This window comes from Saccharothrix sp. AJ9571 (assembly GCF_021725495.1).
Classification (GTDB): domain Bacteria; phylum Actinomycetota; class Actinomycetes; order Mycobacteriales; family Pseudonocardiaceae; genus Amycolatopsis; species Amycolatopsis magusensis.
Map to the genome: position 1 here is coordinate 7,574,834 of NZ_CP091382.1, position 17,141 is coordinate 7,591,974.

8 protein-coding genes and 1 pseudogene are annotated in these 17,141 nt (G+C 72.1%); 5 read left to right on the plus strand and 4 right to left on the minus strand.

Annotated features, from left to right (window positions below; genetic code table 11):
- Positions 1-102: 102 nt before the first annotated feature.
- Together L3Q67_RS34255 and L3Q67_RS34260 are read left to right on the plus strand one after the other, a co-directional pair.
- On the plus strand, positions 103-447 hold the full coding sequence (locus L3Q67_RS34255) for a hypothetical protein (RefSeq protein ID WP_499185549.1): 345 nt from the start codon (positions 103-105) through the stop codon (positions 445-447).
- Between the two features lie 42 nt (positions 448-489).
- Positions 490-1,126, plus strand: a pseudogene (locus tag L3Q67_RS34260) (LLM class flavin-dependent oxidoreductase); the annotation flags it as partial.
- A 39-nt stretch (positions 1,127-1,165) separates the two neighbouring features.
- On the opposite strand, the gene L3Q67_RS34265 reads toward L3Q67_RS34260, so the two are convergent.
- Positions 1,166-1,927, minus strand: coding sequence for a class I SAM-dependent methyltransferase (locus L3Q67_RS34265; RefSeq protein WP_499185550.1), 762 nt, complete (start codon positions 1,925-1,927; stop codon positions 1,166-1,168).
- Positions 1,928-2,048: 121 nt separating this feature from the next.
- On the opposite strand from L3Q67_RS34265, the gene L3Q67_RS34270 reads away from it, so the two are divergent.
- The 3 genes from L3Q67_RS34270 to L3Q67_RS34280 are packed head-to-tail and all read left to right on the plus strand — an operon-like array spanning position 2,049 to position 5,921.
- Positions 2,049-4,604, plus strand: coding sequence for an ABC transporter permease family protein (locus tag L3Q67_RS34270; RefSeq protein ID WP_499185551.1), 2,556 nt, complete (start codon positions 2,049-2,051; stop codon positions 4,602-4,604).
- On the plus strand, positions 4,597-5,265 hold the full coding sequence (locus tag L3Q67_RS34275; protein ID WP_499185552.1) for an ABC transporter ATP-binding protein: 669 nt from the start codon (positions 4,597-4,599) through the stop codon (positions 5,263-5,265). Before L3Q67_RS34270 ends, L3Q67_RS34275 begins: the two co-directional genes overlap by 8 nt.
- Complete coding sequence (locus L3Q67_RS34280; RefSeq protein ID WP_499185553.1) at positions 5,262-5,921, plus strand: ABC transporter ATP-binding protein; 660 nt, start codon at positions 5,262-5,264, stop codon at positions 5,919-5,921. The genes L3Q67_RS34275 and L3Q67_RS34280 overlap by 4 nt, the downstream gene beginning before the upstream one ends.
- A gap of 147 nt (positions 5,922-6,068) precedes the next feature.
- Here L3Q67_RS34280 and L3Q67_RS34285 read toward each other — a convergent pair whose 3' ends face one another.
- Genes L3Q67_RS34285 through L3Q67_RS34295 form a run of 3 tightly spaced genes read right to left on the minus strand, consistent with a single transcriptional unit; the run spans position 6,069 to position 17,026 of the window.
- Positions 6,069-7,757 (minus strand): fatty acyl-AMP ligase, encoded by a 1,689-nt coding sequence (locus L3Q67_RS34285; protein ID WP_499185554.1) that lies wholly within the window; start codon positions 7,755-7,757, stop codon positions 6,069-6,071.
- Complete coding sequence (locus L3Q67_RS34290) at positions 7,750-7,962, minus strand: MbtH family protein (protein ID WP_209667183.1); 213 nt, start codon at positions 7,960-7,962, stop codon at positions 7,750-7,752. The genes L3Q67_RS34285 and L3Q67_RS34290 overlap by 8 nt, the downstream gene beginning before the upstream one ends.
- Before the next feature lie 19 nt (positions 7,963-7,981).
- Positions 7,982-17,026, minus strand: coding sequence for an amino acid adenylation domain-containing protein (locus L3Q67_RS34295; protein ID WP_499185555.1), 9,045 nt, complete (start codon positions 17,024-17,026; stop codon positions 7,982-7,984).
- Positions 17,027-17,141: the final 115 nt, after the last annotated feature.

Sequence of the window (17,141 nt, forward strand, 5' to 3'; positions counted from 1 at the left end):
CATTTCTCGATGAAACCCCTTGGGGAAGGCCTGCCGGCAGCGTTTTGATAGCGGAGCCGAAAACCATTCCGGCTGAGCCACATCGCAGGAAAAGGAGTGCGCATGGAACGCAAGGTCAAGGTCGCGGGCGCCGTCGCCGCGCTCGCTCTGGCCGGTCTGGGCTCCGGGACGACGACTGGTTCCGCCGCACCCGCACCGGCAGGTGGAGGCGTCACGGTCCAGGCCGACTGCCAGTGGCTGGTCATCAAACGGAACCCGCAGGCCTCCGCGTCCGCCACCTGCAAAGTCCTGGACGGCGGTGCCACGAGGTTCCGCGTGGTCATCGAATGCGCGGAGGGCGGTATCTTGTACGGCAATCCGTCGATCCGCAACGGGCTGTCCAGCCAGCGCTGCCCGGCGAACAGCTGGATGACCAGCAACGGACCGTGGATCGAGTTCGTGGGCTGATCAGGGGGCGCGCGAGGGCCACGCGGTACGGGGTCGGCGGATGATTCGGCCGGTCCGTGCCTCGAGGGCTGGGTGACCCTCACCGCGCTCGCGCAGGCCACGAAACGGCTCCGGCTCGGCACGCTGGTCAGCGGAATCCACTACCGCCACCCCACCCTTCTCGCGAACATGGCCGCGACGCTCGACATCGTTTCCGGTGGCCGGTTGGAGATCGGCGTCGGCGCGGGCTGGAACGAAGAGGAGTCCGGCGCGTACGGCATGCGGCTCGGTCCTGTCAAGGAACGGAGCGACCGTTCGAGGAAGCCTGTGAGGTTCTCGTCGGCCTGCTCACCCAGGAGACCACCACGTTCCAGGGCGAGCACTACCAGCTGACCGACGCCCGCTGCGAACGACCGCGAAGTACTCGCAACACTGGAACTTCGTCGGCGGCACGCCCGAGGAGTTCGCCCGCAAGCGTGACGTGCTGCACCGGCACTGCGCGGACATCGGCCGCGACCCGGGCGAGATCACGTTGTCCGCGCACGTCCGCCTCGGGCAGGACGCCGACTGCGCCCAGGTCGCCGCGGACGCCGAAGCTCTCGGTGAAGCGGGCCTCGACCTGGCCATCATCTACCTGCCTCCACCGCACACCCCGGCCGTTCTGGAACCACTGGCGAAGGCGCTCGAGCCGTTGCGGTGACGACCGGGAATCCGGCGATCGCGCCGGCTCATCCCCGGGCTAGCGGCGGGCGGCCAGCAACCGGGCGCCTGGCTGGTGGGTCCACTCACCGGCCGGGGCCAGGCGCAGGAACTCCTCCCGCAACTCCCGCATGAACCGCTCTCCCCGTGCCGTGACGAGCGGGCGCAGCGGGCCCGATCGGGTGTAGGCCTCGAAAACGGTTCCTGCGTCCGGGTGGGTCATGGTGTGGGTGACGAACTCGTCCCGCTCCAGCTCCACTTCGGACAGCGCAGGGACGAGCCGGTCCTCCCACGACCGGTCCGACGGGCTGACGTGCGGGCGCAGCGCCTCCCGCATGACCGCGAACGGGCCGTCGGTTTCGATGGCGCCGGGCCAGTAGACCACCGAGAGCCGGCCGGCCGGGCGCAGAGCCGCCGCCCACGCGGCGAGCGCGAGGTCGGGTTCGGGCAGCTGCTGCAGCCCGAACACCGACACCACGGCCGCGCACCGGCCCGTCCACCGGGGATCCAGCGTGGCCGCGTCCCCTTCGACGACGGTGACCAGGGGGTTCCCGGCGGCTCGGGCCTGGGCCAGGCGCACCATGCCCGCGGACAGGTCGATCCCGGTGATCTCCCGGCCGGGGAAGTGCCCGGTCAGCGCGTCCAGCTCGGGCAGCGTGCCGCAGCACGGCACCAGGATCGGCCCGTCCGGCAGCGGCGCCAGCGCGTCGACCGCCGTGCGGACCCACGGCGCGAATCGCGGCACGAAGTACGCCTCGTACCCTTCAGCGGCTTCATCCCAGGCCCGGGCCAGATCATTCACGAGCCGAGCGTAAAGCGTGCCGCCCCGCGTTTGTCACGAACTCGCCCGACTCCGGCGACGCGGCCGACCTCGCGCGGTAACGTGCACAGCCATGCGAAGGCGCAGGGGAGCAGCCTCGTCCATGCCCAGGACACACCGCGGTGCCAGCCCGTGGCGCAAGGCACCGCGGGCGGCGTGGTCCAGTCCGCTGACCCTGCTCGTCGCCGGGGTCACGGCGCTGCTGTCGTGCTTCCTCGCCGGCGCGGCGGTGCTGCACGCCTCGGCCGCCGGTGGCGCGACGGTGTCCGCGCAGGCCGAGACCTCGTGCCCGGACCTGTACGGGGCGTCGTTCACCCAGCGCGACGTTTCCCCCGCCGCGATGCCGGCGCTGCTGGACTCCGCCCGGCGGCACGCCTCCGCCCACGGCTTCGGCGCACCACGCGCCTCGATGTACACGCCGGATCTGCCCAACGTCGAATTCGGCGGCACGGCCTACAAGACCCGCTTCGGCTACACCGACGGCGGCCTCGACCAGCTCACGCTCTTCGACGGCAGCCGGGCGCCGGGGCTGTGGATGGGCGGTGACCTGTTCTCGCAGGCCGGGCTCGGCCTCGGGGTGCGGGGTGAACGCGGTCAGCTGCCGCCGGTGGTCGGCGTCTACGCGGACCTGGTCAACCCGGCGCCGCGCTGGTGGTGCTCCCAGCAGGCGCTGGCGGTGCAGCAGCGCAAGGTCGACCCGGCCGGTGGGGCGATCGTGTTCGCCACCGACCGCGCGAGCTTCGACACCGCGGTGGCCGCGGCGGGGGTCCGGCAGCTGGAATCGGTGCGGGTCACCTTCGACGCCCCCGCACCGGCGACCGTCGCCGATGCCGAGGACCAGGTGCGGCGGGCCACCGAGCTGGTCGCCGCGGTCCGCGCCGATCTGGGCCCTGGTGCGCGGCTCGACGCCGGGGTGCCGTTCTCCGTCTCCCACGACATCGCGCGCATGGCCCAGGAGAACGTGCGCGACTCGATCCTGCCGCTGGCCGCGCTCAGCGTGCTGGTCGGCCTCGGCGGCATCGGCACCGTCGGGTTGCAGTGGTACCAGCGCCGGTACCGGCACATCCGGTTGCACGTCACGCGAGGTGCCGGTCCGCTGGCGCTGGGTGGGCTCGCGGTGGCCGAACTGGGATCGGCGCTGCTGCTCGGGGGTGCGGCCGGGACCGGGCTCGCGCACGCGCTGCTCGGCGTCTACGGGCCGCCGGGGGCCGCGAGCACACCGGCGAAATGGCTTTCGGTCGCCGTCGCGGCCGGGGTGCTCGTGCTGTCGGTGGCGTTGCTGGCCGGGGTCGTCTCGGTCCGGGTGCACCGCGAGTTCCAGCTGGGCCGGGTCAACGGCGGGCGCGGGCGGCAGGTGCTGTTCTGGCTGCCGTGGGAACTGGGGTCGGCGGCGCTGGCGTTGATCGGCTGGTTGCGGCTGACCGCGCGGCCAGCGCTGACCGCGACCGATCCGGTGCCGCCGATCGACCCGATCGCGTTGACCTACCCGGTGTTCGTGGTGCTCACCGCCGGGCTGGTGGCCGCGCGGCTCGGGTGGCTGCTGCTCGCCGCCTCCCACCGCGCGAGGTTCTGGTCCCGCCCGGCGCTGCAGATGGCGATCCGGCGGCTGGCCGGTGCGCGTGCCCCGGTGACCGGGGTGCTGGTGATCGGCGTGCTCGCGCTGGGCACCCTGGCCGCGGGCAACGGCATCGCCGACGGGCAGCGGAACGCGCTGGAGACGAAATCCGGGGTGTTCGTCGGCGCGAACTCCCGTGCCGACACCGAATCGCCGATCGGCACCGGCGAGGTCCCGCTGCCCGAAACCCTGCGCGGGAACAGCACCGTGGTGGGCGAGCTGACCGGCACCGGCAGCGTGGTGCTCGTGGTCGATCCCGCGTCGTTCACCGAATCGGCCTGGCTCGGCGACTTCGACCCGGCGTTGCTGGACAAGCTCGGCGCACCGGGTCCCGACGGTGTGCCCGCGCTGCGGGTCGGGCACCGGCCGGGGCAGAAGACCGCGCTGCCCGGGTTGCCCGACGCCCACCCGGTCGCCGACGTCGCGCTGTTCCCGATCATCGGCGGCAAACCCGGCTACGTGATCTCCCGTGCCGCGCTGTCCCCGGCCCAGCTCACCACCGTGCCGAAGTGGACGGTGCTGTCCGAGCTGCCGCTGTCCGGGCTGGTCGGCGCGCTGGCGGCGGCGGATCTGGCGCACCCCAACGCGCTCAGCCGGGACGCCGCGCTCGACTCGCTGCCGTTCTTCCTGGTGGAGTGGACCTTCAGTTTCGTGGTGCTGCTCGGCGGGGTGCTGGGGTTGGTCGCGGTGCTGGCGCTGCTGGTGGCGGTGGAGGTCCGGCGGCGGCAGAACGCGCTCGCCGGCGCGCTGGTGCTGCGCATGGGCATGCGCCCGCGCGCGCTGCTGCGCAGCCACCTGATCGAGCACGGCGCGCTGGCCGGGATGGCGCTGGTGACCGGGGTGGCGTGCGGGGTCGCGGTCGCGGCGATCTCGGCGCCGCGGTTCGACCCGGCGCGCTGGCTGGCGCCGCGGTCGGTGCCGCCGGACCCGACGGTGTTCGTGCTCGGCGCCACCACGGCCGCGGTGCTGGTGGTGGCCTTGGCAGGCTGGCTCGCGGTGCGCTCGGTGCGCACCGCCCGGACCGCGGAGTTGCTGCGTGCCTGACGTCCCGATGTTCCAGCTCGACGGGGTCGGTGTCGACTACCCCACCCCGGCCGGTCTGGTGACCGCCGTGCACGACGCCGCGTTCACCGTGCCGCACCGGGAGCTGACCGTGCTCGCCGGCCCGTCCGGGTCGGGCAAGTCGACGCTGCTGCGCGTGCTGGGCCTGGTCGACCGGCCTTCCCGCGGCTCGGTGTGCTTCGACGGCACCGAGACCACCAAACTCGGCCACCGGTCCCGGCGGCTGCTGCGCCGGGACCACCTCGGCGTGGTTTTCCAGCAGCCGTTGGACAATCTGCTCGAATATCTGTCCGTTGAGGACAATCTGCACGCGGCGGCGCGTTCCGCGCGAAGGGGTTGTGACGCGGCGGCGATCCTGGCCCGGCTCGGCCTCGCGCACACCGCGGACTGGCAGCTCACCGCGTTGTCCGGCGGGCAGCAGCAGCGACTGGCCTTCGGTTGCGAACTGGCGCGCGGCTCGGCGGTGATCCTGGCCGACGAGCCCACTTCCCAGCTGGACGAGGCGTCGGCGGACCTGGTCCTGGAAACCCTGGCCGATCTGGTCGCCGACGAGTTCACCGTGGTGGTCGCCTCCCACGACGACCGCCTGATCGCGCTCGGCTCGCACGTGGTGCGGTTGCGGGAAGGGCGGGTGGCGGCATGAGCGAACCGGCACTGCGCGCGGTGGGCCTGCACCGGCGTTTCGCCCATCCCAGCGGGGATGTCGAAGTGCTGCGCGGCCTGGAATTGCAGGTGCACGCGGGGGAGCTGACCACGGTGTCCGGCCGTTCAGGTTCCGGGAAGAGCGCGCTGCTCGCCCTGCTGGGCGGTTTCGACTCACCCGACTCGGGTTCGGTCTATCTGGACGGTGTACTGATCAGTGACGCACCCCCGTGGCACACCTGCGCGGTGCTACCGCAGGCACTCGGCCTGGCGAACGAACTGACCGTGGCGGAGAACGTCGCGCTGCCACTGCGCTTGCGCCCCACCGGCGAAGACATCACCGCCCGGGTGGAGACCCTGCTCGACGCCCTGGGCGTCGGCGCCCTCGCCGACCGCTACCCGACAGAAGTCTCGTTCGGCCAACAACAACGGGTCGCACTGGCACGCGCGGTCAGCGCCCGGCCGAAAGTCCTGCTGACCGACGAACCCACAGCCCACCTCGACAGCGCCAGCATCGTCCCGGTCCTGCGCCTGCTGCGGGAATGCGCGGCCGAAGGCGCCGCCGTCATCGCCGCCACCCACGACGACCGCGTCCACGACATCGCCGACCGCCGAGTCCGCCTACTCGACGGCGTCCTCACCGCCGCCCTCGACTGACCAAAGCGAACAAACCCGAGCGCCCACACTCCCCCTTCCCCGGCTCTGAGTGCTATGAGTGGGGCATTACTTGCAATGGACGCAAGTAATGCCCCACTCATAGCATTCAGAGCGAGCGGTCGGGGGATCGGCAGCTGATCGAGGGCCTCACCAGGTGGGCAGGGTGCCTGCCTCGTGCAGGGCGCGGCTCTTGGCGCGCTGCACCTTCCCGCTCGTCGTGCGGGGCAGGCCGCCCGGTTTCAGCACGTGCACGGCCGCGGCACCGAGCTGGTGTTCCGCGGCGACGGCGTGGCGGATCACCTCGGCCACGGCCGCCGGGTCGTCGACGGGGGCGCCTCGCTGGGTTTCGGCGAGGATGCCCAGGCGGGTCTGGCCGTCCTCGTCGTAGGCGAACGCGGCGCAGCGGCTCGGGTCGAGCAGCGGGTGGCTTTCGCCGACGGTCAGCTCGATGTCCTGCGGGTAGTGGTTGCGCCCGTCCACGATGATCATGTCGTCGAGGCGGCCGAGGACGAAGAGGTGGCCGTCGCGCCGGAAACCGAGGTCGCCGGTGCGCAGCCAGCCGCCGCCGAACTTGGCCTCGGTGGCTTCGGGGCGCTGCCAGTAACCCGCCGCGATGCTCGCGCCGGCGATCCGCACCTCACCTGGACGGTCCGCTTCGGACGGTTCGCCGGTGGCGGGGTCGACGATCCGCACATCCAGGTTCGACGGCACCCGGCCGCACGACACGATCCGGCGGCCCCCCGACGCGGCGTCGACCAGGCGTCCGGACTTCTCCAGTTCCAGCACGTCCAGGTCGACGTAGCGTGGGTCGGCCGGTTTCCGCGAGCCGCTGACGTAGACCATGCCCTCGGCCAGTCCGTAGGCCGGGGTGATCGCCGATTCGGGGAATCCCGCGGGGGCGAACGCGGCGGCGAAGCGCTCCAGGGTGTCGTAGCGGACTGGTTCGGCGCCGTTGACCGCGGCCCGCCAGCTGCTCAGGTCCAGGTCCGCGCGCTGCCGGTCGGTGAGTTTGGTGGCGCAGACGTCGTAGGCGAAGTTGGGGGCGCAGGAGAATTCGCCGCGGTAGTGCGACATGGCCTCCAGCCACACCGCGGGCCGCAGCAGGAACTCCATCGGCGGGATCAGCGCGACCTGGCCGCCGGTGTAGAAGGTGAGCAGCGGCTGCAGCAGCCCCATGTCGTGGAACAGCGGCAGCCAGCTCACCACCCGCAGCGGGTGGTCGGGTTCGACGTGGGCCAGGTGCCAGACCGCGGCCAGGTTCGCGGCGACGTTGGCGTGGGTGATCATCGCGCCCTTGGGTTCCGCGGTGGACCCGGAGGTGTACTGCAGGAACGCGACCTGCTCCCCGGTGGATCCCGGGTCGGTCCACAGGCCGGCCAGGTCCGGGTCGACCTCGGAGATCACCACCAGTTGTGCGGCGCCCAGTTCACCGGCCACTTCGGACTCGGCGATCTCGGTGGTGGTCAGGATCGCGGCGGGGGCGGCGTCCTTGACGATGCTGCGCAGCCGCGCGAGTTGTTTCGCGCCCGCTTCCGGTGGTGGCACGGGCACGCCGATGACCCCGGCGTAGGCGCAGGCGAAGAACCCGACGAGGAAGTCCACGCCGGTCGGGGTCATCACCAGTGCCCGCTCCCCCGGCGCCACGACCTGCTGCAGCAGCGCGGCCAGTGCCCGCACGCGGCGGTCCAGTTCGCCGTAGGTGGCTTCGTCGACCTCGCGGCCTTCGCGGTCGAGGATCACCACCGCTCGCTCGTCGGCGCGGGCGGGCAGGTTGCGCGCGAGCACGTCGGCCAGCGTGCGGTGTCCCTGGTCGGGACGCAGCGCGTGCTCAAGCATTCGCGCGTGCCTCCGTCCGCACCCGCAGGCTCAGCGGCCGCATGTCGGTCCACACCTCGCTGACGAAGGCGAGGCATTCGTCCTTGGTGCCGCTGCGGCCCGCGTCCCGCCACCCGGCCGGGTTCTCGCGGTGCTCGGGCCAGATCGAGTACTGCTCCTCGTGGTTGACCACGACCCGGTACCGGCGGTCGTTCTCGTCGCTCATCGTTGCCTCCTGCGGTGGTTCAGCGGATTTCGGCACAGCGCACGCCGGGGTTCCCGGCCACGGTTTCGAGCAGGCGCACGAACCCGTCGGCGAGGCCGCGTGCGGTCGCCTCGTCGAACAGGTCGGTGCTGTACTCCAGCGAGCCGCGCACGCCGGCGGCGGTGCCGTCCGGCGCGTGGTGTTCACGCAGGCTCAGCACCAGGTCGAACTTCGCGGTGGTGGAGCCGACCGGTTCCTCGCGCATCCGCAGGCCCGGCAGGCCGACGTCGACCTGTTCGGTGTTCTCCGAGACCAGCATGATCTGGAACAGCGGGTGCCTCGAGCGTGAGCGCGGCGGGTTGAGCACGCGCACCAGGTGCTCGAACGGCACGTCCTGGTGGGCGTAGGCGGGCAGGTTGGCTTCGCGCACCCGGGTGAGCAGGTCGCGGAAGGCCGGGTTGCCGCCGGTGTCGGTGCGCAGCACCACGGTGTTGGCGAAGAACCCGATGAGTTCGTCGAGCGCGGTGTCGGCGCGCCCGGCGACCGGGGTGCCGAGCGGGATGTCGGTGCCCGCGCCGAGGTTGGTGAGCAGGGTGGACAGCCCGGCCTGGGCGATCATGAAGAAGCTGGCGCCGCACTCGCGGGCCAGGCCGAGCAGCCGGTCGTGGTGGGCGGCGGCCAGGTCGAACTCCAGGCTGGCGCCGTGCTGGGTCGGGGTGGCGGGGCGGGGCCGGTCGTAGGGCAGGTTCAGCTCGACGGGCAGCCCGGCCAGGTGGGTCTTCCAGAAGGCGAGCTGGCGGGAGACCAGGCTCGCCGGGTCCTTCTCGTCGCCGAGCACGGCGCTCTGCCACACCGCGTAGTCGGCGTACTGGACCGGCAGCGGTGACCACCGCGGCGCGGTGCCCGCGCACCGGGCTTCGTAGGCGGTGGCGAGGTCGCGGGCGAGCTGCCCGAACGACCAGGCGTCCCCGGCGATGTGGTGCAGGGCCACGGTCAGCACGTGCTCGGCCGGCCCGGCGCGGTGCAGCCGCACCCGCAAAGGCAGTTCGTTGACCAGGTCGAAGGCGTGTTCGGCGGCGTTTTCGGGGGTGCCTTCGGCGAGGTCGACGACCGCTTCGGCGGCGGGGTGCACGTGCTGGACGGCGACGCCGTCGATCTCGGCGACCGTGGTGCGCAGGCTTTCGTGCCGCCCGACGACGTCGCCGAACGCCGCGCGCAGCGCCTCGGGTTGCAGGTCGCCGTCGAGCCGGAACGACATCGCGATGTTGTACATCGGGCTGGGGCCGCCGAGCCGGTAGAGGAACCACAGGCGGGCCTGGGCGAACGACAGCGGCACCGGCTTCTCCCGCGGCACGGGGACCAGCGGCGGGCGGGTGTCGGCGTGGCCGGCGAAACGGCCGGCGAGCCCGGCGACGGTCGGGGCGGCGAACAGGTCGCGCACGGTCAGTTCGTGGCCGAGTTCGCCGCGGACGCGGGTGAGCAGCCGCATCGCCGAGAGCGAGGTGCCGCCGTGGGCGAAGAAGTCGTCGTGCAGGCCCGCGGGGTGGCCGAGCACTTCGGTCCAGATGGTCAGGAGGCGGGCTTCGGCGACTGTACGGGGCTCTGCGGCGGAGCTTTCCGCTTCGGGCGGCGCCAGTGCGGCCAGTGCCCGGCGGTCGACCTTGCCGCTGGTCAGCGTCGGGAGCGTGTCGAGCGCCAGGGCCTGGGCCGGGATCATCGAGGTGGGCAGCACGTCCCGCAGCGACCGGACCAGGTGGAGCGGTTCGTCGATGTCCCCGGCCAGGTAGGCGATCAGTTGTTCGTCGCGCACCAGCACGCACGCGTCGTCGACGCCGGGCAGTGCGCGCAGGGCTTCTTCGATCTCGCCCAGCTCGATGCGCACGCCACGCAGTTTCACCTGTGTGTCGGCGCGGCCGAGGAACTCGAGTTCGCCCTCGTCGGACCAGCGCACCAGGTCCCCGGTGCGGTACATGCGGGCGCCGCCGTCCTCGAACGGGTTGGGCACGAACGCGGCGGCTGTCACCTCGGGCCTGCCGAGGTAGCCGCGGGCCAGGCCGATCCCGGCGACGTAGAGCTCACCCGGCTGTCCCGGGGGCACCGGGTACAGGTCGGCGTCGAGCACGTGCACCCGGAAGTTCCACAGTGGACGGCCGATGGGCACGGTCACCGCTTCGACGCCGCGGCGCGCTTTCCAGTAGGTGAGGTCGATCGAGGCCTCGGTGGGGCCGTAGAGGTTGTACAGCTGGGCGCCGAGGGTGTCGAAGCACTGCTCGACCAGTGTGGTGGGCAGCGCTTCGCCCGCGCACATCACGGTCTTCAGGCTGGTGCACCCGGCCGCGCCGGGTTCGGCGAGGAATTCGCGCAGGGTGGTGGGCACGAACTGCACGCAGGTCACGCCGGTTTCGCGGATCAGCGACACCAGGCACGCGGGATCCTTGTGGCCGTCGTGCCCGGCGACGACGAGCGTGGCGCCGGTGAACAGCGGGCAGAAGAACTCGAGGATGGACGGGTCGAAGGTCATCGGGGTCTTGAGCAGCACCCGGTCGCCGGGGCCGAACCCGGCTTCGTGCTGCCACCACTGCAGGGTGTTCGACACGGCTTCGTGGGTGACGACCACGCCTTTCGGACGGCCGGTCGAGCCCGAGGTGTAGAGCACGTAGGCCGCGTTCGACGGCTCGGCGCGCCGGGGTTCGGCGTGCTCGCGGGACACCGAGTCCAGCAGCACAAGACTGTCCACTGTGGGCAGCAGCCCGGCGGTCGCCTCGGTGGCGACGACGATCCGCGCGCCGGAGTCGCCGATGAGCTGGGCCAGGCGGGCGGGCGGCTGGTCCAGGTCGAGCGGGAGGTAGGCCGCGCCGGCTTTGAGCACCGCGAGCACGGTGATCACCAGGTCCGCCGAGCGTGGCAGGGCCAGCACGACGATCTCCTCGGGCCCGGTGCCGAGGGCGGCGAGGTGCCCGGCGAGCCGGTTCGCGCGGGCGTCGAGTTCGGCGTAGGTCAGCGATTCGCCCGCGTGCAGCAGGGCCGTGGCGTCCGGGGTGCGGGCCACTTGGGCTTCGAACAACTCGGGCAGGGTGCCGGGCACCAGGTCGTGGCCGGTGTGGTTCCACGGTGAGGGGTCGAGCTGGTCGAAGTGCGCGTCGGGGCGTTCGAGGAAGGTGGTGAGCAGTTCCTCGTAGGTGCGGGCGTGCCGGTGCACGGTGGCCTGGTCGAACAGTTCGGCGTTGTACTCGAAGGTGACGGTGAGCTGGTCACCGGCGAAGAGCACGTCGACTTCGAGGTCGATCTTCGAGTAGCGCCGGGTGGTGCGCAGCAGGTCGGCGGTGAGCCCGGCGGGCCTCGGCACGGCCGGGGCGCGGTCGATGTTGAAGATGGTGCCGACGACCTGGGCGCGCGGGTCGAGTTTGAGCCGCTCCCCCAGCGCGGAGACGGAGAAGTCGGGGTGGGCGTAGGCCTCGACCAGGGTGCGCTGGAGCCGCGCGACGTACTCGCGCACGGTGCGGGTGCCGTCGAGGCGGCTGCGGATGGGCAGCAGCGTGCTGCAGTTGCCGACGAGCCGGTCGGCGCCGGGGTAGTCGCGCTGGGCCTGCGGCACGCCGATCACCAGGTCGTCCTGACCGGAGAGCTGGTGCATCAGGTGGGCGTAGGCGGCGAAGAGCACGGTGAACGGGGTGACGCCGAGTTCGCGGCTGACCGCGGTGACCCGGTCGGCGGCGAATCGCGTTTCGACGCGACCGCCGCGGCAGGAGGTGCGTGCGTCGCGGGCGCGGTCGGTGGGCAGTTTCAGCGCGGGCAGCCCGTCCGGGAACTGGGCGGCCCAGAAGTCGGCGTCGCCGGGTTTGGCGAGCTGCCGCCGCACGAATTCGCGGTACTGCGGGGCGGGCGGCAGTGCCTCGCCGGTGCGGGAGTACAGCCGGGCGATCTCGTCGAACAGCACCATGAACGACCAGCCGTCGACCACGGCGTGGTGCACGGCCAGGTACAGCTGGTGGTGGTCCGGGCCCAGGCGCAGGATGGCGGCTTTGACCAGCGGGCCGGTGGCCAGGTCGAACACCTCGTCGGCGCGGGCGTCGAACCAGGCCCGCACGGCGTCGCCGGAGACCTCCACCAGCGGCACTTCGAGCGCCAGGCGGGGCAGGACCTGCTGGCGGGAGCCGTCTTTGGCGAACACGGTGTGCAGGCTGTCGTGGCGGGCGACCGCGTCGTCGACGGCGGCGCGCAGGGCGGGCACGTCGAGTTCACCGCGCAGGTCGAACACGGCGCTTTCGTTGTAGGAGCGGGAGTGATCGGCGCTGACCTGGTCGAAGAACCACATTTCGCGCTGGACTTCGCTCAGCGGGTAGCCGTCGTCGTCCTCGGGGGCGGCGGTGGCCAGCGCGGGCCGGGCGCCGGGGAAGAACCCGGCGGCGGTGAGCTGGTTGACCGCGCTGGCGATGACCACCACGATGCGCTCGATGTCGGCGTCGGTGTGCGCGGTGGACAGGAAGCAGTTGCGGCCTTCCCAGATGTAGAGGCCCTGGGCGACGAGCATGGTGTGGAACAGCTCGACCAGTTCCGAGGACGGTGCTTCGTCGAGGAAGCGCAGGCGGAACAGCGAGCCGAACTGCCCGACCCGGATCGGGACCCCGGCCTCGGTGAACATCGCGTCGAGCCGGGTGGCCAGCGCGGCGACCCTGGCGGTGAGTTCCTCCTGCAGCGCGGGGCCGCGGCGGCGCATTTCTTCGAGCACGGCGCGTCCGGCGGCCAGGGCGAGCGGGTGCTTGCAGAAGGTGCCGGAGAAGAAGGTGCGCACCGAGTGCGGGTAGGGGGCGTCGCCGAAGGGCCAGGCGCCGCCGTCGATGGCGTCGAGGTACTTCGCGTCCCCGGCGACCACCCCGATCGGGAGGCCGCCGCCGACGACCTTGCCGTAGGTGGTGATGTCGGCCTGGATGTCCCACAGGCCCTGGACGCCGCCGGGGTGCATGCGGAATCCGGTGATCACCTCGTCGAGCACCAGCGGCACACCGGTTTCCCTGGTCAGCGCGCGCAGGCGGCGGAGGAATTCGACGGGTTGCTGGTCGGGGCGGCGGCTCTGCACCGGTTCGACCAGCACGGCGGCGAGTTCCCCGGCGTGGGCGCGCAGCACTTCCAGGGAGGCTTCGTCGCCGTAGGTGAGCACGAGGGCGTTGCGGCTGACGTCCTCGGGCACGCCGGGGGCGAGCGGCACGGACTCGCCGGAGGGGTCCTGGCGGGCCAGGATCGGGTCGGCCGAGCCGTGGTAGGCGCCGGCGAACAGGGCGATCTTGTCGCGGCCGGTGATGGCCCTGGCCAGGCGGACGGCGACCATGACCGCTTCGGAGCCGGTGTTGCAGAACACCACGCGCTGCTTGCCGGTCATCTCGGTGATCAGGCGGGCCACGTCGTCGGCGAGGCCGGAGTGCGGGCCGAGCTGCATGCCTTCGGCGAGCTGGGCGGTGATGGCGTCGTTGATGAACGGTTCGCCGTGGCCGAAGAAGTTGACGCCGAAGCCCATGGTGAGGTCGATGTACTCGTTGCCGTCGAGGTCCCAGACCCGCGAACCGGCCGAGCGGGTGACCACCAGCGGGTAGCGGGCTTCACGCAGGGTGAGGTAGGGCTGCGGGGCGTGGCGGACGTCGGCGTGGTAGGTGCGTTCGCGGGCGGCCTGGTCCTTGGAGGCCTTGGTGCGCGCGCAGAACCGGGTCACCACGTCCTCGGCGAGCCTGCGCTGCTCCTCGGTGAGGTGCCCGGCTGTTTTCTGTGCCTTCTTCGGGGCGAACGCGACGAAGGTGTCCTGGGGCGCGACCGGGACCACGTCCTTGCGCTTCGGCACCACAGCGGCAGTGGCAGCGGGGGCGGGGGTGCCGCCGCGCATCAGGGCGTAGGCCTGCGCCATGACCTTCTCGTGGACTTCGAGGAAGCGGCCGACCTCGGTCCCGGCCACCGCCGCCATTGCGGAGGTGGGTGCGACTGCGGGTTCGGGGGTGGTGAGCGCGGGGGCCGGGGCGTGGGCGCGGATGTGGTCGGCGAGGCGGTTGAGGGTGTTGAGTTCCTCGAACAGGCGGCTGATCGCGATCGACACGCCGAAGGTGCGCTGCACCGACTGCAGGGTCTGGAACAGGGTCATCGAGTCGGCGCCGAGTTCGAGGAAGGACACGTCGGGATCGATCGGGGCGCCGGTTTCGAGCAGGGTGGCCAGCACCTCGGCCAGCGCCGGCAGCACGGGATCGGTGCCGGGCGCTTCGGTCTTCACGGTGGTGGCGGTGTTCGGGGTGGTCACGGTGTTTCCCCTGGGGTGCCGGTGCGCCTGGCGCTCGAACGGGTAGGTGGGCAGGTCGGTGCGGGTGGCGCGGTGACCGCGGTGGAACGCGGCCCAGTCGAGGTCGCGGCCGTGGGCGTAGAGGCGGGCGGCGCTGCCGGTCAGCACGTCCCAGTCGCCGACCCCCTCACGCAGCGAGGGCACCCAGACGCGGCCGGGCAGTTCACGGCGACCGGCGCCGATGAGCACCTGCTGCGGGCCGACTTCGACGAACTGGGTGCAGCCGAGTTCGCCGAGCAGCCGGATGCCGTCGGCGAACCGGACGGTGTCGGTGAGGTGGCGGGTCCAGTAGCCGGCGTCGGGGTGGTGCAGGCGGCCGTCGAGGTCGCTGACCAGCGCGATGCGGGGTTCGCGGTAGGTGATCGAGGCGGCGGTGGCGGCGAAGGCGTCGCGGGCGGCGGCCATCATCGGCGAGTGGAACGCCCACGCGCTGCTCATCGCCTTGGTTTTCACGCCGCGCCCGGTCAGCGCTTCGGCCAGCGCGGTGATCTCGGCGGGTTCGCCGGAGACGGTGACGTTCCCGGCGCCGTTGACCGCGGCGATGGCGAGTCCGGGGGTGAGGGCGGCGCGCACGGTGGGCTCGTCGGCGAACACCACCAGCATGGCGCCGCGCTCGCTCAGTTCCTGGACCACGCGGCCGCGTTCGGCGACCAGGCGGAGGCCGTCGGCGAGGTCGAACACCCCGGCGACGCAGGCCGCGGCGAACTGGCCGGCGCTGTGGCCGAGCAGGAACGCCGGTTCGGCTCCCCAGTCCAGCCACAGCTGGGCGAGCGCGTATTCGAGGCAGAACAACGCGGGCTGGGTGTAGCGGGTCTCGTCGAGGTGGTCGCCGGAGAACAACACCGCGGTCAGTGGCTTGCCGACGTGGGTTTCGAACAGCTCGGCGCAGTCGGTGAGCAGGCCGCGGAACCGGGCGTGGGTGGCGTAGAGCTGGCGGGCCATGCCCGCGTACTGGGCGCCCTGCCCGCTGAACAGGAACGCGAGATCGCCGGGGCCCGCCGGGCTTTTCTGTCCGATGTGGACGTTCATCGACGGGGTGCCGGTGGCGATCTCGGTCAGCCGGTCGCGGAGTTCGGCGGGGTTGCCCACCGCGAAGGCCGCGCGGTGACGCAGGTGCGCGCGGCCGACATTGGTGGTGTAGCAGAGGTCGCGCAGGTTGGGCTCGTCGAGTTCGGCGTAGCTCGCGGCGAGGGTCCGCAGCGCGGTTTCCGTGCGGGCGCTGAGGGTGCACACGTGCCGGGGGCGCAGTTCGTTGCCGCCCGTGGTGCCGGTTTTCTCCGCTTCACTGACGATCACGTGGGCGTTGGTGCCGCCGAAGCCGAAGGAGCTGACCCCGGCGGTCAGCGGTCCGTGCCTGCTCGCCCAGTCCCTCGCGGTTTCGGGGATTTCGAAGGGCCCGGCGGGGATCTCGGCGTTGCGCTCGCGCAGGTGCAGGTGGGGTGGGACGCGCCGGTGGCCCAGCATGAGCACGACCTTGATCAGCCCGGCGATGCCCGCGGCGGCTTCGGTGTGCCCGATGTTCGTTTTGACCGAGCCGAGCAGGAACGGTGTTTCCCGTCCTTCGCCCAGTACAGCGGTCAGCGCGCGGGTCTCGATCGGGTCGCCGAGGGGGGTACCGGTGCCGTGGGCCTCCACGTAGCCGATGTCGGCGGGGGTGAGCCCGGCTTCGGCGAGGGCGTCGCGGACGACTTCCTGTTGCGCGGCGCCACTGGGCGCGGTCAGGCCGTTGCTGCGCCCGTCCTGGTTGACCGCCGAGCCACGCAGGACCGCCAGCACCCTGTCGCCGTCACGCCGGGCCGCCGACAGGGTTTTCAGCACGACCACGCCGCAGCCTTCGGCGCGGACGTATCCGTCGGCGCCGGCGTCGAAGGTCTTGCAGCGGCCGTCCTCGGCGAGCATGCCCGCCTGGCCGAACACCTCGGTCAGCTCGGGTGAGAGCAGCAGGTTGACCCCGCCGGCGAGCGCGGTTTCGGCTTCACCGCAGCGCAGGCTGCGAGAAGCCAGGTGCACCGCGACCAGTGACGAGGAGCAGGCGGTGTCCACGGCCAGGCTGGGGCCGTTGAGGTCGAGGAAGTAGGACAGGCGGTTCGCCGCGATGCTCAGCGCCTGCCCGGTTCCGCTGTAGGCGCTCAGCGCGGCGCCGGAGCGGGCGTGGTCGCTGGTGCTGATGCCGACGAAGACCCCGGTGCGGGTGCCTGCCAGTGAGGTCGGGGCGATCCCGGCGTGTTCGAGCGCTTCCCAGGCCACTTCGAGCAGCAGCCGCTGCTGTGGGTCCACAGCGGACACTTCGCGGGCGGAGATGCTGAAGAAGTCCGCGTCGAAGCCGTCGACGTCACGCAGGAGCCCGTGGGTGCGCCCGAGGTCCGGCGCTTCGCGGCGTCGCGCGTCGGCGATGCCGTCACCGCCGCGGTCGAGCAGATCCCAGAACTCGGCGGGTGAGTCCGCGCCGGGGAAGCGGCAGCCGAGGCCGATCACCGCGATCGGCTCGTCCGGGGTGACGGCGGCGCGTTCCCGTGGTGCCGGGGCCGGGGCACCTCCGGCGAGGTGGGTGCTCAGCGCCCGGATGGTGGGGTGTTCCCAGAACAGCGTCGGGGAAAGGTCCTTTTCGAGCAGTTCGGCGAGTTCCCCGATCAGGATGACCGCGTCCCGTGAGGACAATCCGTAGCCGGTCAGCGGCGCCTCGCGGTCGACCGTGTCCGGGTCCAGTCCGGTTCGTGAAGCGATCTGCTGGACTAGCCACGATTCCAGGCGGGAGTCGGTCGGCTGCACGGGGATTCCCCTTCGCTCACGGGTCGGTGCGCGAAGCCTGACCACGCCGCCCCCAGCGCTCAACGGATCCGCGAGGTCCATGCATAGCGGCGTGCGCAGGGGGTGGCCAGGGCCA